Consider the following 14,530-nt stretch of genomic DNA (forward strand, 5'->3'; position numbering starts at 1 on the left):
TCAGCGCGACGCCCAGAGGAGGCCGCGCTCGATGAGCGTGCGCACGTTCGGATCCTCGAGGACCTCGGGGGAGTGGCCCGGGGTGGCGACGAAGATCCGGCCCTCGCCCCAGAGCCGCGTCCAGACCACCGGTGAGGTGATGGGGCGGTGCCACGGGTGGTACGGCTGCACGGGGTGGGTCGTCGTGGCGAGCACATCGATCAGGTCGTCGTGCAGCACCCAGTACTGCTCGGTCGTCAGCTCGAAGTCGTCGAGGCCGCGCGTGATCTCGTGATCCCGGTCCGTGATGTGGACGGTGTAGGTGAGGAAGTTGTCGGATCCGTCGCCCGCGCGCAGATCCGGGGCCTTCGACGGGTGGGTCGCGAACTGGCCGCCCACGAGCTGCAGATAGTCGGAGTTGTTGCGGTAGGAGTCGGCGATGCCGCCGTGCCAGCCGGCGAAGCCCGTGCCCGCGATGATCGCGTCGCGGAGGCCCGCGAAGGCCTCCCGGGAGATCTCCGACATCGTCACGGACTGAAGGATGAGGTCGGTCTCGGCCATCACGGCCTCGTCGGTGTAGATCTCGTTCGCCTCCTCGATCCGCACGTCGAAGCCGTTCGCCTCGAGGAATGGGACGAAGAGGTCGGTCGCGGCGACGGGCTGGTGCCCGTCCCATCCGCCTCGGACGATGAGGGCCTTCTTCGCGGTCATTGAGTCTCCTTCGATCTCGGTTGTCCCTCTATTCAAGCGCCCCTGATAGGCTGAAAGCACACAATTGAACATATTCAGCGGAGCAGGCTTGATAGGAGCTGGTCTCTAGAAGTGGCTTCCCGGGTCTTCCCGGTGGGTTTCTCCTGGTGGCCAGCATGGCATCCTCTCCTGCTCCTTCACGTACGCCCAGTCATCAGCTCGGGCACGCACGTATAAAAGGAGGGATCCCTTGGAGGGTCCAGAAATCACTGCAGCCGAGGCCGTTCTCGACAACGGCCGCTTCGGAACGCGCACCATCCGATTCGAGACCGGTCGCCTCGCGCAGCAGGCGCAGGGCGCCGTCGCCGCCTACCTCGACGAAGAGACCATGCTTCTCTCCGCTACGAGCGCCGGCAAGCACCCCCGCGAGGGCTTCGACTTCTTCCCGCTGACGGTCGACGTCGAAGAGCGCTCCTACGCCGCGGGCAAGATCCCCGGCTCGTTCTTCCGTCGCGAGGGCCGCCCCTCGACCGAGGCCATCCTGGTGTGCCGCCTCATCGACCGCCCGCTGCGCCCGTCGTTCGTGAACGGCCTGCGCAACGAGGTTCAGATCGTCGTGACGGTGCTCTCGATCGCACCGGGCGAGTTCTACGATGCCCTCGCGATCAACGCCGCCTCGGCGTCGACGCAGATCTCCGGCCTGCCCTTCTCGGGTCCCATCGCCGGCGTGCGCCTCGCGCTCATCCCCGGGCTCGGCCAGCACGAGGACCAGTGGGTCGCGTTCCCGAACGCGGAGCAGGTCGATCAGGCCGTGTTCGACCTGATGGTCGCGGGCCGCGTGCTCGACAACGGCGACGTCGCGATCATGATGGTCGAGGCGGAGGCCACGGAGGGGTCGTGGAACCTCATCCGCGGCGGTGCCGTGAAGCCCAACGAAGAGGTCGTCGCCGGCGGTCTCGAGGCCGCCAAGCCCTTCATCAAGCAGCTCGTCGCGGCGCAGGCCGAGATGGCCGCGTCGTCGACGCGCGCCCCGCTCGAGTTCCCGGTGTTCGCCTCGTACTCCGACGAGGTCTTCGCCGTCGTGCGCGACGCGGCCCTGGAAGAGCTCAAGGGTATCTACCAGATCGCCGACAAGCAGCAGCGCCAGGACGCCGACGACGCACTGAAGGATCGCGTCAAGGCAGAGGTCGCCGCCAAGGTGGAGGCCGGCGAGCTTCCCGCCTCGGCGAACGCAGAGGTCTCCGCTGCCTACAAGTCGGTCACGAAGGACGTCGTCCGCGGTCGCATCCTCACCGATGGTGTGCGCATCGACGGCCGCGGCCTCGCCGACATCCGCCCGCTCGACGCCGAGGTGCAGGTCATCCCGCGCGTGCACGGTTCGGCGATCTTCCAGCGCGGCGAGACCCAGATCCTGGGCGTCACCACGCTGAACATGCTCAAGATGGAGCAGCAGATCGACTCGCTCTCGCCGACCACGTCGAAGCGGTACATGCACCACTACAACTTCCCGCCCTACTCGACGGGTGAGACGGGCCGCGTCGGCAGCCCGAAGCGTCGCGAGATCGGTCACGGCTTCCTTGCTGAGCGCGCCCTCGTGCCGGTGCTGCCGACGCGCGAGGAGTTCCCCTACGCGATCCGCCAGGTCTCGGAGGCTCTCGGTTCGAACGGCTCCACCTCGATGGGCTCGGTCTGCGCCTCGACGCTCTCGCTGCTGAACGCGGGTGTGCCGCTGCGCGCCCCCGTCGCCGGCATCGCGATGGGCCTCGTGTCGGAGGACGTCGATGGCGAGACGCGTTACGCGGCCCTCACCGACATCCTCGGCGCCGAGGACGCCCTGGGCGACATGGACTTCAAGGTCGCCGGCACGAGCGAGTTCGTGACGGCCCTCCAGCTCGACACGAAGCTCGACGGCATCCCCTCCGAGGTGCTCGCCGGCGCGCTGACCCAGGCGAAGGACGCGCGCCTGCGCATCCTCGACGTCCTGAACTCGGCGATCGACGCCCCCGACGAGATGGCGCCGACGGCTCCGCGCGTGATCAGCGTGCAGATCCCCGTCGACAAGATCGGTGAGCTCATCGGCCCGAAGGGCAAGACGATCAACGCGATCCAGGACGAGACGGGTGCCACGATCTCGATCGAGGAGGACGGCACCGTCTACATCGGCGCGACCGACGGGCCGGCGGCCGACGCCGCGCGCGCCCAGGTCAACGCGATCGCCAACCCGACCAACCCCGAGGTCGGCGAGCAGTACCTCGGTACGGCCGTCAACATCGCGAAGTTCGGCGTGTTCGTCTCCCTCCTCCCAGGCAAGGACGGCCTGCTGCACGTCACCGAGCTGCGCAAGCTCAACGGCGGCAAGCGCGTCGAGACGATCGAGGACGTCGTGAGCGTCGGTCAGAAGCTGCTCGTCAAGATCTCGAAGGTCGACGACCGCGGAAAGCTCTCGCTCGAGCTCGTGCAGGAAGAGGGCGCTGAGCCCGAAGCCGAGGCGACCGAAGCCTGATTTCCAGACGCTGTAGTCGAGGGCCTCGCTTTCCGAAACGCCGGAATCGAGGCCCTCGGCCGTGACGCGGGATAGGGTGGATGAAAGCCGCGGCGCCTCAGCGCGCGGCTTTCATACTGCACACATGCCCACACTGCGCCAGATACAGCACTGACCTCGACGAAGCGGATCAACGGTGACGCACTACATCTATCTCGTTCGCCATGGCGAACACCAGGACGCCGAATACGGTCTCGAAGACGGGCCGCTCTCGCCGCGAGGCGTCCGCCAGGCGGGCCTTCTCGCCGACCGCCTCTCGGGCGTTCCGTTCGATGCCGTCTGGCATTCACCGCTTCTGCGCGCCACCGAGACGGCGAAGATCCTCGCCGAGCGCATGCCGGCGATCGACCCGCAGCCGCACGCCCTGTTGTTCGACTGCGTGCCCACAGGGATGTGCGAGGACACGCCCTCGGTCTTCGAGCCCTTCTTCGGCGGGATCAGCGAGGAGGAGATCGAGGCGGGGCAGGCGCAGATGGCCGATGCCGTCAACGAGTTCCTCGTGCGCAAGCCGGGCGACGTTCATGAGCTGCTCATCACGCACAACTTCGTCATCTCCTGGTTCGTGCGCGAGGTGCTGGGTGCGGAGGAATGGCGCTGGCTCACGCTCAACCAGGCCAATTGTGGGCTCACGATCCTGGCGCAGAAGAAGGGGCGCCCCTGGAGCCTCGTGAGCCACAACGACATCGCCCACCTCCCGTACGAGCTGCGCACCGGGCTGCCCGAAATCCCGCCCGTCTAAACTGGATCCATGACTCTCGTGGCTCTCGCCGGCGCCTCCGGCAAACTCGGCAGGATCATCCATTCGGTCATCGACGAGACGCCCGGCTTCGAGGTGACCCGAGTGCTCGGATCCGCGAGCGAGCCGGCGGAGATCGCGGGCGCCGAGCTCGTCGTCGACGCGACGAACATCGAGGCGAGCGAGAAGATCGTCCGCGAGGCGATCGCGCGCGGCATTCCGACGCTCGTCGCCACGAGCGGATGGTCGGCCGAGAAGGTCGCGGAGATCACCCCGCTCGCGCAGGCCGCAGGCGTGGCCGTCGTCTTCATCCCGAACTTCTCGCTCGGTTCGGTCATCGGCTCGCGCATCGCCGCGCAGGCGGCCAGGTTCTTCGACTTCGCCGAGGTCGTGGAGGCGCACCGCGACACGAAGATCGATTCGCCGAGCGGCACGGCCGTGCGCACCGCGGAGCTCATCGCCGCCGCGAAGGACGAGCCGGTGCGGGCGCCCCACGCGGAGCAGCCGGCGCGTGGTGAGCTCGTCTCCGGCGTGCCCGTGCACTCGCTCCGCCGGCCCGGCGTCGTCGCGCAGCAGCAGGTCGTCCTCTCCGGGCCCGGCGAGAGTCTCACGATCCAGCACGACACCGCCGATCCGCAGGCCGCATACGCCCCCGGCATCCGGCGTGCGCTCGAGGGGGCGCCGGACGCGTCGGGCGTCGTCGTCGGTCTCGAGAACTTCCTCGAGCTCGCCTGATGGGCACCCGTATCGGCGTCGCCGTGATGGCGGTCGTCTTCGTCCTCTACATCTGGCTGCTCGGCGGTCGCTCCATCGCGCTCATCCGCACCGGGATCGACACCGAGGTGCCGGTCGCGGTCATCATGGGCGCCACGATGATCGTTTTTCCGCTCCTGGGCTTCTGGGCGCTCGGGCGAGAGCTGTGGTTCGGCTGGCGCGGAGACCGGCTCGCCAAGCAACTCGGCGAAGAGGGGCTGCTCCCCGACGAGGAGGTCGCCCTGCGCCCCTCCGGTGGCGTCGTCCGCGCCGACGCCGACGCGCTCTTCCCGGCGTACCAGCGCGCCGTCGAGGACGAACCCGAGAGCTGGCGCGCGTGGTTCCGGCTCGGTGTCGTCTATGACGCGGCGGGCGACCGGAAGCGCGCTCGCGCGGCGACTCGGCAGGCCATTCGCTTGGCTCGCCGAGGCTGATCCGACGATCGAATCGCGTAGCAGAACGGCCCGTCCTCAGGACGGGCCGTTCTGCTACGCGGACGATCTAGGCGAGCGTTGCTTCGATCGTGATCTCGATGCCGGCGAGCGCCTGCGAAACCGGGCAACCGGCCTTCGCGCCGTTCGCGATCTGCTCGAACTGCTCCTCCGAGATGCCCGGGATGCTCGCGGACACGTTCAGGTGGCTGCCCGTGATGCCCGTTCCGGGAACGAACGTGACCGATGCGGTCGTGGTGAGCGAGGTGGGCGTGAAACCCGCCTGACCGAGCTCGTTCGACAGCGCCATGTTGAAGCAGGACGAGTGCGCGGCAGCGATGAGCTCCTCGGGCGTGGTCGTCGACTCCGAGCCCTCGGAGCGCGCCTTCCAGTTGACGGGGAACGTGCCGATGCCGCTCGCGGCGGAGACGGTTCCGGATCCTTCGGTGAGCGATCCCGACCAGTTGGCGGTTGCTTCGCTGGTGACAGCCATGGTGACTCCTCGGGGTAGTGGTGTGCCTTCGGGATCAGCCTAACGGCGCCCGGAAGACACGTCACGAAGACGCGGCGAATCACCACGCGGCGCCGCGTACGCTGGAGGCATGTCTGCCGCGATCCCGACACCATACGAAGACCTGCTCCGCGATGTGCTCGCGAACGGTGCGCACAAGTCGGATCGCACGGGGACCGGCACGACGAGCGTGTTCGGGCGACAGCTGCGCTACGACCTCTCGCAGGGGTTCCCCCTGATCACGACGAAGAAGGTGCACTTTAAGTCCGTCGCGCTGGAGCTGCTGTGGTTCCTGCGCGGCGATTCGAACGTGAAGTGGCTGCAGGAGCGCGGCGTGTCGATCTGGGACGAGTGGGCCGACAACAACGGTGATCTGGGTCCGGTCTACGGGGTGCAGTGGCGCTCGTGGCCGACGCCGGACGGCGGCCACATCGACCAGATCGCGAAGGTCGTCGAGCAGATCCGCACCACGCCGGATTCGCGTCGCATGATCGTCTCCGCGTGGAACCCGGCCGAGGTCGACGACATGGCACTCCCGCCGTGCCATGCGATGTTCCAGTTCTACGTCGCGGACGGGCGCCTCAGCTGCCAGCTGTACCAGCGCAGCGCGGATCTGTTCCTCGGGGTGCCGTTCAACATCGCCAGTTACGCGATGCTTACGATGATGATCGCCCAGCAGGCGGGACTCGAGCCGGGCGAGTTCGTCTGGACGGGCGGCGATTGCCACATCTACGACAACCACCGCGAGCAGGTCGCCGAGCAGCTCTCCCGCGAGCCGTACCCGTACCCCACGCTCCGGATCCGCCGGGCCGCGACGATCTCCGACTACGAATACGACGACTTCGAGGTCGTCGACTACCAGCACCACCCGGCGATCCGCGGCGCGGTCGCGGTCTGATGCTCCGCTCGATCTGGGCGGAGGCCCGGGGCGGCGTGATCGGCGCGGACGGATCCATGCCCTGGCACGTGCCGGAGGACATGGCGTACTTCGCCGAGAAGACCGGGGGGTCGGCGGTCATCATGGGCCGCCGCACCTGGGAGTCGTTCCCCGAGCGGTTTCGCCCCCTGCCCGGGCGCCGCAACATCGTGATCACCCGCGACGGATCCTACGCGGCGCCGGGTGGGCAGACGTGCGGATCCCTCTCGGAGGCGATCGAACTCGCGGGCGGCGACGCGTGGATCATCGGTGGGGGAGAGATCTACCGGCAGGCGATGGAACGCGTGTCCGAGCTGTACGTGACCGAGATCGACCTCGACGTCGCGGGCGACACCCGCGCGCCCGAAATCGGTGCCGAGTGGATCCGGTCCGGGGCGGGGGAGTGGCTCACGAGCCGCACGGGGACGCGGTATCGCTTCGTCACGTACACACGTGATCCAGGCCGCTCGCGCTAATCTTGTCTCTATGACGCATCCCGCTAACCCCTTCGGTCAGGTTCTCGTCGCCCTCGTCACCCCGATGACCGCCGATGGTGAGGTCGACTGGGATGCGACCGAGCGGCTGATGGACGACGTGATCACCTCCGGTGCCGACGGCATCGTCGTCACCGGCACCACCGGCGAGACGTCGACGCTGACCGATGCCGAGAAGCTCAAGCTCGTCGAGGTCGGCAAGAGTGTCGCGTCGGGGCGCGCGAAGATCATCACGGGCGGCGGCTCGAACGAAACCGCCCACGCGATCGACCTCTACAAGAAGAGCGAGAAGGCAGGCGCCGACGGCATCATGGTCGTCACGCCGTACTACAACAAGCCCACCCAGGCGGGCATCCTCACGCACTTCCGGCTCATCGCCGACTCGACCGATCTGCCGGTCATCGCCTATGACATTCCGGGCCGCACCGGCGTCCCGATCAAGTACGAGACGTTCCTCCGTCTCGCCAAGCACCCCAACATCGTCGCGGTGAAGGACGCGAAGGGCGACTTCAGCGAGGTCAGCCGCGTCCTCAACCAGACCGACCTCATCTACTTCTCGGGCGACGACGCGAACGCGCTGCCCGCACTGTCCATTGGCGCCACGGGCCTGATCGGCGTCACGGCGAACATCGCCGCCGGCCCATACCGAACCATCGTCGACGCGGTCAACCGCGGCGACCTCGCAACCGCCACCGAGCAGCACAAGAAGCTCGAGCCGCTCGTCCGCGCCGTGATGACTCACGTTCCGGGCACGGTGTCCACCAAGTACATCCTCCACGGCCTCGGCCGAATCTCGAGCCCTCGCGTGCGCTTGCCGCTCGTGGGCCCGGAAGAGTGGGAGGCCGCCATCATCGAGGACGAGCTCGCCCTCGTGAAGGACGTCGAAGGCGTGGACTTCTCGAACTTCCGTCCGGACCGCAATGCGGCCGCGGGCGGTGCGCTGCCTAAGGTGCCTGGCACCACACGGTGACGAAACCCTGCGCGTCACGCGCTGAAAGGCACAATGTCCACCCCTGTCTTTGACCCGCCCGCACTCGAATCCGGCGCCCTGCGCGTCACGCCCCTCGGCGGCCTCGGCGAGGTCGGCCGCAACATGGCCATGTACGAGTTCGACGGCAAGATCCTGCTCGTCGACTGCGGCGTGCTGTTCCCCGAGGAGCACCAGCCGGGTGTCGACCTCATCCTGCCCGACATGGAGCCGCTGAAGGGTCGACTCGGCGACATCGTCGGCCTCGTGCTCACGCACGGCCACGAGGATCACATCGGCGGCGTCCCCTACCTGCTGCGCCTGCGCGAGGACATCCCGATCTACGGCTCCAAGCTGACGCTCGCGCTGACGACCGCGAAGCTCAAGGAGCACCGGATCACGCCGATCTCGAACGTGGTCCGTGAGGGCGAGAAGCGCCAGGTGGGCGGCTTCGACCTCGAGTTCGTGGCGGTGAACCACTCGATCCCCGACGCGCTCGCCGTGGCGATCCGCACCGAGGCGGGCCTTGTGCTGCACACGGGCGACTTCAAGATGGATCAGCTCCCGCTCGACGGCCGCATCACGGATCTGCGCCACTTCGCGCGGCTCGGCGAGGAGGGCATCGACCTGTTCCTGCCCGATTCGACCAACGCCGACGTTCCGGGCTTCACCCCGACGGAGCGGCAGATCGGTCCCGTCATCGACCAGGTCATGTCGAAGACCACGGGCCGGGTCGTCGTGGCGAGCTTCTCGAGCCACGTGCACCGCGTGCAGCAGGTCATCGACGCCGCCGTCAACAACGGCCGCCGCGTCGCGCTGCTCGGCCGCTCGATGGTGCGCAACATGACGATCGCCGAGCAGCTCGGCTACCTCAACGTCCCCGAGGGCGCTCTCGTCGACTACAAGAAGTCGCACGACATCCCGGACGACAAGATCGTGTACATGTCGACCGGATCGCAGGGCGAGCCCATGGCGGTGCTGAGCCGCATGGCGAACCTCGACCACGCCATCACGCCGGGCGAGGGCGACACGGTGATCCTGGCGTCGAGCCTCATCCCCGGCAACGAGAACGCGGTCTACCGCGTGATCGACGGCCTCACGAAGCTCGGTGCCAACGTCGTGCACAAGGCGAACGCGAAGGTGCACGTCTCCGGTCACGCGGCGGCGGGCGAGCTGCTCTACTGCTACAACATCCTCAAGCCGAAGAACGTCATCCCCGTGCACGGTGAATACCGTCACCTCACGGCCAGCGCCAACCTCGCGCAGCAGACGGGTGTGCCCGAGGAGAACACGTTCATCGTCGAGAACGGCACCTCGATCGACCTGAAGGACGGCGAGGCGTGGGTGTCGGGTCAGCTCGACCTCGGCTTCGTCTACGTCGACGGCTCGTCGGTGGGCGAGATCACCGATGCTGACCTCAAGGATCGCCGCGTGCTCGGCGAGGAGGGCTTCGTCTCGATCATTGTGGTCGTCGACTCGAAGACCGGCAAGATCATCACGGGGCCGGAGATCCACGCCCGCGGATTCGCGGAGGACGACAAGGTCTTCGACAAGATCCGTCCCAAGATCGTTGCGGCCCTTCAGGAAGCCGCGGAGAAGGGCGTTCGCGACAACCACGCGCTCAGCCAGGTGATCCGTCGCACGATCGGCCGTTGGGTGGGTCAGCGCCTGCGCCGACGCCCGATGATCGTTCCCCTCGTCATCGAGGCGTAAACGCCTCGACGGTGCCGCAAGCCCGGGTGAATTCTTCGGTGATCACCCGGGTTTTTGCGCGTCCTGCGTTCGATTGTCAGCGGTCACGCGTACCGTGGATCCCATGGCACGATCGTCCACCGCGCCCAAGAACTCTTCGGGATCCGGCCGCGGCGGCTCCTCGAAGGGGAGCGCCGCGAAGCCCGCCCCTGCGCCGAAGAAGCACATCGGCGACCCCGAGCGCCCCGCCGCACCCGTGCGGATGTGGCACGGGCTCGCCCGTGCCACCGGCGGGCTCTTCCGCGCGTTCGGGCAGGAGACGCTCGACAAGTCGGATCGTCGCGACGGTTTCCCGTTCTTCCTCGTGCTGCTCGCGATCGCCGGTGCGGTCGTCGAATGGTTCTTCATCAACAACCCGGTCGCCGAGAACATCAGCGCGTACACGTTCGGCGGCGTCATCGGGCGCACGGCGTTGGTCTTCCCCGTCGTTCTGGTGCTCCTCGCGGGCTGGCTGTTCCGCCATCCCTCCTCGGTGTACAACAACGGTCGGGTCGGGATCGGCACGGCACTCCTGACGCTGTCGGTCGCGGCGATCTGCCACATCGCGGTGGTGCGCCCCGAGCCCGCCTCCGGTCGGCCGGCGCCCGCCGAGGGCATGCCCGCGCTCAGCGGGTCGGGAGGGGTCTTCGGCTGGATGATCGGCGAGCCGCTCGCGAAGCTGCTCTCGCCGATCGGCGCATACGTGGTGCTCGCGCTGCTGATCGCTCTCAGCCTCCTGATCATTACCAAGACGCCCCCGAACCGCATCGGCAAGCGCCTGGGCGACCTGTATCGGTGGATGTTCGAGGCCGAGCCGCGCGAACCGCGCGTGGCGGCCGGCGACGCGGAGGCGGACCTGGCCGAGACGAAGGTGCTCGATGAGAAGCCGGCGCGGGTCCGCCGCTCGCGGAAGAAGAAGACCGACGAGGACGTGCTCTTCGATGGCGCGGACGAGCTGCCGTGGTGGCGGCGCAACGCCACGGGGCGCGAGGAGGACGTCGAGGTGCCGGCGGACACGGTGCACCTCGGCCAGCTCCTCGGGCTGCAGGACGACCCCGGCTACGACCAGGCGGTCATCGCAGACGACGCTCCGGCGCCCACGGAGACCGCACCCGTGCCGCTCCCGTTCGCTGACGACCCGGCGCCTCGGGCGCCGGAGCCGAAGGTCACCGCGGCCGAGCAGGTGACGCAGGTCCTCGACGACCCGGCGCTCTCGCGGATCCGTGAGGAGGCGGCGGCGGGCGACTTCGGAATCGATCTCATGGGTGACGACGAGCTCGGCCCCGACGACGAGTTCGGTGAGATCTCCGGCTTCGGGACCGATGGCCCCGGTTCGCGGGGGCCGCAGCCGCCCGAAGCGCCCTACGTGCTGCCGTCGCCGGCGCAGCTCGCCGCCGGCCCGCCCGCGGTGGTCAGCTCCGAGGCGAACGACCGCATGGTCGCGCAGATCGAGCAGGTCTTCGTCGAGTTCAAGGTCAATGCGAAGGTCACCGGCTTCTCGCGCGGTCCGACCGTGACGCAGTACGAGGTCGAGCTCGGCCCCGGCGTCAAGGTCGAGAAGATCACGCAGCTGTCGAACAACATCTCCTACGCCGTCGCATCGAACGACGTGCGCATCCTCGCGCCCATCCCGGGCAAGAGCGCGATCGGCATCGAGATCCCGAACGTCGACCGCGAAACGGTCGCTCTCGGCGACGTGCTCCGTTCTGCCGCCGCCCAGAAGTCGACTCACCCGTTGACGATTGGCGTCGGCAAGGACGTGTCGGGCGGGTTCGTCGTGGCGAACCTCGCGAAGATGCCGCACCTGCTGGTCGCCGGATCGACCGGATCCGGTAAGTCCAGCTTCGTGAACTCGATGATCACGAGCCTGCTGATGCGCGCCAAGCCAAGCGAGGTGCGCATGGTGCTCGTCGACCCGAAGCGCGTCGAGCTCACCGCCTACGCCGGTGTGCCGCACCTGATCACGCCCATCATCACGAACCCGAAGAAGGCGGCCGAGGCGCTGCAGTGGGTCGTGAAGGAGATGGACATGCGCTACGACGACCTCGCGTCGTTCGGCTTCCGTCACATCGACGACTTCAACAAGGCCGTGGTCGCGGGTGAACTGCAGCTTCCCGCCGGTTCGGAGCGCGTGCTGAAGCCCTACCCGTACCTTCTCGTCGTGGTCGACGAGCTCGCCGACCTCATGATGGTCGCGCCGCGCGACGTCGAAGACTCCATCGTGCGCATCACCCAGCTCGCGCGCGCGTCCGGAATCCATCTCGTGCTCGCCACCCAGCGACCCTCGGTCGACGTCGTGACGGGGTTGATCAAGGCCAACGTGCCCTCACGCATGGCCTTCGCCGTGACGAGCGTGACGGACTCGCGCGTCATCCTCGATGGCCCCGGTGCCGACAAGCTGATCGGCCAGGGCGACGCGCTGTTCTCGCCCATGGGCTCCTCGAAGCCCTTCCGCCTCCAGGGCGCGTGGGTGACCGAGGCCGAGATCGACGCGGTCGTCAAGCACGTGACGGGGCAGGCGCGACCGGAGTATCGAGCTGACGTCGCCGAGGCGCTTGAGGCGCCCAAGAAGGAGATCGACGAGGACATCGGAGACGACCTCGAGGTACTCCTCGCGGCCACGGAACTGATCGTCTCGAGTCAGTTCGGCTCGACGTCTATGTTGCAGCGGAAGCTGCGCGTCGGATTCGCCAAGGCCGGCCGTCTCATGGACCTGCTCGAGTCGCGCGAGATCGTCGGGCCGTCGGAGGGTTCCAAGGCGCGCGACGTGCTCGTGGCGCCGGAGCAACTGCCCGCCGTGCTCGCGAAGCTCAAGGGGGAGGAGCCACCCGCTGCTCCGGCCGCGGCGGCGGCCCCGGCTCCGTCGGCGAACGACGCCGATGACCGCTACGGTGTCGACCCGATCGAGGCCCAGTTCGATGGGCTCCCGACCGTAAATGGCGATGACGAAGATGGCGAAGACGCCTGGAAGTTGACGGGACGCGACTGATGGCCATCCACCCGCAGCTTCCCAACGCGATCACGCTCGCGCGCATCCCGCTCGCGGTCGTCTTTGTCGCGCTGCTCCTCGTCGGGGGGCCGTTCGGTGACGGCCACCTCGCGCTCCGCTGGACGGCGGCGATCCTGTTCGTCGTCGCCATCTCGACCGACTGGGTCGACGGATTCCTCGCGCGCAAGTACGAGATCGTGAGCGACTTCGGCAAACTCTGGGATCCGATCGCCGACAAGCTCCTCACGGGGCTGGCGTTCGTGGGCCTCGCCGTGCTCGATGAGATCGCGTGGTGGATGGTCATCGTGATCCTCGTTCGCGAATGGGGCATCACGGTTCACCGCCTCGTCGTGCGCCGCACGCACGTCGTCGCGGCCGCCTGGCTGGGGAAGATCAAGACGGCAACGCAGGGCGTCGTGCTGTCGTGGGCGCTGCTGCCGCTCGACGTCGTGATCGGGCGCGAAGCGTGGACCCTCGTCACGGCGATCGGAATGTGGGTCGTTGTGGTGCTGACGATCGTGAGCGGACTCGACTACGTGCTTGCTCAGCTGCGCGGGGCGCGGAAGGTCGCATGACGCGCGCGGCGGCTTTGGTCGAGACACTCGTCGCTCGCGGTCTGACGATCGCCGCGGCCGAGTCGCTCACCGGCGGACTCGTAGCCTCCGCTCTCGTCGACGTCCCGGGCGCGTCTCGCACGATGCGCGGCGGTATCGTCGCCTACGACACGCGGGCCAAGCGCGACCTCCTCGGCGTCGACGGCGGACTGCTCGCCGAACGCGGAGCGGTGAATCCGCGGGTCGCCGAGCAGATGGCGTCCGGAATCCGGCGCGCGTTCACGCTCGACGGATCGATCGCCGATCTCGGGCTTGCGACCACCGGGGTGGCGGGCCCCGACCCCCAGGACGGGCACGCGGTGGGAACGGTCTACGTCGCCGTCGCGAGCGCCGAGGACGTGGTGGTGGAGCGCTGCGAGCTGAGCGGCGGGCGGGCCGAGATCCGCGCCGCGGCCGTCGACGCGGTGCTCGAACTGGCGCTTCGCGTGCTCGGGAATAACTCGCACTGAGAGAAGCGTTCCACCTACATATCCATTTGCCGTGAGGAGCATCTCGCGGCCGAATCTCGATTACTCTGGTATGTCAGACAAGCGATCCGGCGACAACTCCGTGGTCGTGTGAACGAGATCGTAAGACGCGAAACGTAAGGAGGGCGCCATGATCCTGGTTCGTCAAGAGATCGGCGACGTGCTTCGCGACTTCCGGCAGCAGCAGGGGCAGACCCTGCGCCAGGTTGCGAGTAAGGCGAGCGTCGCGCTCGGGTATCTCAGCGAGGTCGAGCGCGGACAGAAGGAAGTCTCGAGCGAGATCCTTGCATCGGTGACAGACGCGCTCGGCGTGCCGATGTCGGCCGTTATGCGTCGCGTCGGCGACCGTCTCGCCGTGCTCGAGGGGATCGAGAGTCCCTTCCCGGATGTCGTTCCCGACGAACTCGTCGCCGAGGTCGAGCCCGAGCTGTCGCTCCGGTGAAGCGGAGCGAGTTCCTGCGGGCCGCGGATGAGCACTTCGGCGCGCGAGCCAGCTGGATCCTCGCCGACCTGATTCTGCCCGGAATCGGCCAGAGCGCCAATGACGCTCTGGCCGCCGGTGTTTCCGTGCGCGAGATCTGGAATGCGCTCTGCGATGAGACGGATCTCCCCGACTCGGCGCGCTACGGACAGGGACTGCAGGCGCCACCGCGCTGACCCGTTTCCGGCGATCTGTTTCGAAGGTCTTTTCGACACGCCGACCGAATCTC

At 67.9% G+C, this 14,530-nt stretch carries 15 protein-coding genes; 13 read left to right on the forward strand and 2 right to left on the reverse strand.

Features of this window, described 5'->3' with window-relative positions:
- Window positions 1–690, reverse strand: a complete 690-nt coding sequence (locus IEX05_RS09770; RefSeq protein ID WP_188701337.1) for a ThuA domain-containing protein — start codon at window positions 688–690, stop codon at window positions 1–3.
- A 229-nt stretch (window positions 691–919) separates the two neighbouring features.
- On the opposite strand from IEX05_RS09770, the gene IEX05_RS09775 reads away from it, so the two are divergent.
- From IEX05_RS09775 to IEX05_RS09790, 4 genes are all read left to right on the forward strand, one after another.
- Window positions 920–3,172 (forward strand): polyribonucleotide nucleotidyltransferase, encoded by a 2,253-nt coding sequence (locus tag IEX05_RS09775; RefSeq protein WP_188701340.1) that lies wholly within the window; start codon window positions 920–922, stop codon window positions 3,170–3,172.
- Window positions 3,173–3,347: 175 nt separating this feature from the next.
- A complete protein-coding gene (locus IEX05_RS09780; RefSeq protein WP_188701342.1) occupies window positions 3,348–3,950 on the forward strand; it encodes a histidine phosphatase family protein in 603 nt (200 codons plus the stop codon).
- Window positions 3,951–3,959: 9 nt separating this feature from the next.
- Window positions 3,960–4,682: a 4-hydroxy-tetrahydrodipicolinate reductase gene (gene dapB / locus IEX05_RS09785; protein WP_188701344.1), complete on the forward strand. Its 723-nt coding sequence runs from the start codon at window positions 3,960–3,962 to the stop codon at window positions 4,680–4,682.
- The gene (locus IEX05_RS09790; protein ID WP_188701346.1) at window positions 4,682–5,134 is read left to right on the forward strand and encodes a tetratricopeptide repeat protein; all 453 of its coding nucleotides are present in this window, start codon (window positions 4,682–4,684) and stop codon (window positions 5,132–5,134) included. The genes dapB and IEX05_RS09790 overlap by 1 nt, the downstream gene beginning before the upstream one ends.
- A gap of 67 nt (window positions 5,135–5,201) precedes the next feature.
- On the opposite strand, the gene IEX05_RS09795 is transcribed toward IEX05_RS09790, so the two are convergent.
- Window positions 5,202–5,624 carry an OsmC family peroxiredoxin gene (locus tag IEX05_RS09795; protein ID WP_188701348.1) on the reverse strand — a complete coding sequence of 141 codons (423 nt, stop codon included), beginning with the start codon at window positions 5,622–5,624 and terminating at the stop codon, window positions 5,202–5,204.
- 109 nt (window positions 5,625–5,733) lie between these two features.
- On the opposite strand from IEX05_RS09795, the gene IEX05_RS09800 reads away from it, so the two are divergent.
- From IEX05_RS09800 to IEX05_RS09840, 9 genes are all read left to right on the forward strand, one after another.
- The gene (locus IEX05_RS09800) at window positions 5,734–6,540 is read left to right on the forward strand and encodes a thymidylate synthase (protein ID WP_188701350.1); all 807 of its coding nucleotides are present in this window, start codon (window positions 5,734–5,736) and stop codon (window positions 6,538–6,540) included.
- Window positions 6,540–7,034: a dihydrofolate reductase gene (locus tag IEX05_RS09805; protein WP_188701351.1), complete on the forward strand. Its 495-nt coding sequence runs from the start codon at window positions 6,540–6,542 to the stop codon at window positions 7,032–7,034. Before IEX05_RS09800 ends, IEX05_RS09805 begins: the two co-directional genes overlap by 1 nt.
- Window positions 7,035–7,044: 10 nt before the next feature.
- Window positions 7,045–8,022, forward strand: a complete 978-nt coding sequence (gene dapA / locus IEX05_RS09810) for a 4-hydroxy-tetrahydrodipicolinate synthase (RefSeq protein WP_188701353.1) — start codon at window positions 7,045–7,047, stop codon at window positions 8,020–8,022.
- A 33-nt stretch (window positions 8,023–8,055) separates the two neighbouring features.
- The gene (locus IEX05_RS09815; RefSeq protein WP_188701355.1) at window positions 8,056–9,732 is read left to right on the forward strand and encodes a ribonuclease J; all 1,677 of its coding nucleotides are present in this window, start codon (window positions 8,056–8,058) and stop codon (window positions 9,730–9,732) included.
- A 103-nt stretch (window positions 9,733–9,835) separates the two neighbouring features.
- The gene (locus IEX05_RS09820) at window positions 9,836–12,739 is read left to right on the forward strand and encodes a DNA translocase FtsK (protein WP_188701357.1); all 2,904 of its coding nucleotides are present in this window, start codon (window positions 9,836–9,838) and stop codon (window positions 12,737–12,739) included.
- A complete protein-coding gene (gene pgsA / locus IEX05_RS09825) occupies window positions 12,739–13,314 on the forward strand; it encodes a CDP-diacylglycerol--glycerol-3-phosphate 3-phosphatidyltransferase (protein ID WP_188701359.1) in 576 nt (191 codons plus the stop codon). The genes IEX05_RS09820 and pgsA overlap by 1 nt, the downstream gene beginning before the upstream one ends.
- On the forward strand, window positions 13,311–13,802 hold the full coding sequence (locus IEX05_RS09830) for a CinA family protein (RefSeq protein ID WP_188701361.1): 492 nt from the start codon (window positions 13,311–13,313) through the stop codon (window positions 13,800–13,802). The genes pgsA and IEX05_RS09830 overlap by 4 nt, the downstream gene beginning before the upstream one ends.
- 148 nt (window positions 13,803–13,950) lie before the next feature.
- Window positions 13,951–14,262: a helix-turn-helix domain-containing protein gene (locus IEX05_RS09835; RefSeq protein WP_188701363.1), complete on the forward strand. Its 312-nt coding sequence runs from the start codon at window positions 13,951–13,953 to the stop codon at window positions 14,260–14,262.
- On the forward strand, window positions 14,259–14,477 hold the full coding sequence (locus tag IEX05_RS09840) for a DUF3046 domain-containing protein (protein WP_188701365.1): 219 nt from the start codon (window positions 14,259–14,261) through the stop codon (window positions 14,475–14,477). Before IEX05_RS09835 ends, IEX05_RS09840 begins: the two co-directional genes overlap by 4 nt.
- Window positions 14,478–14,530: the final 53 nt, after the last annotated feature.

Source organism: Microbacterium nanhaiense, assembly GCF_014646015.1.
Taxonomy (GTDB): domain Bacteria; phylum Actinomycetota; class Actinomycetes; order Actinomycetales; family Microbacteriaceae; genus Microbacterium; species Microbacterium nanhaiense.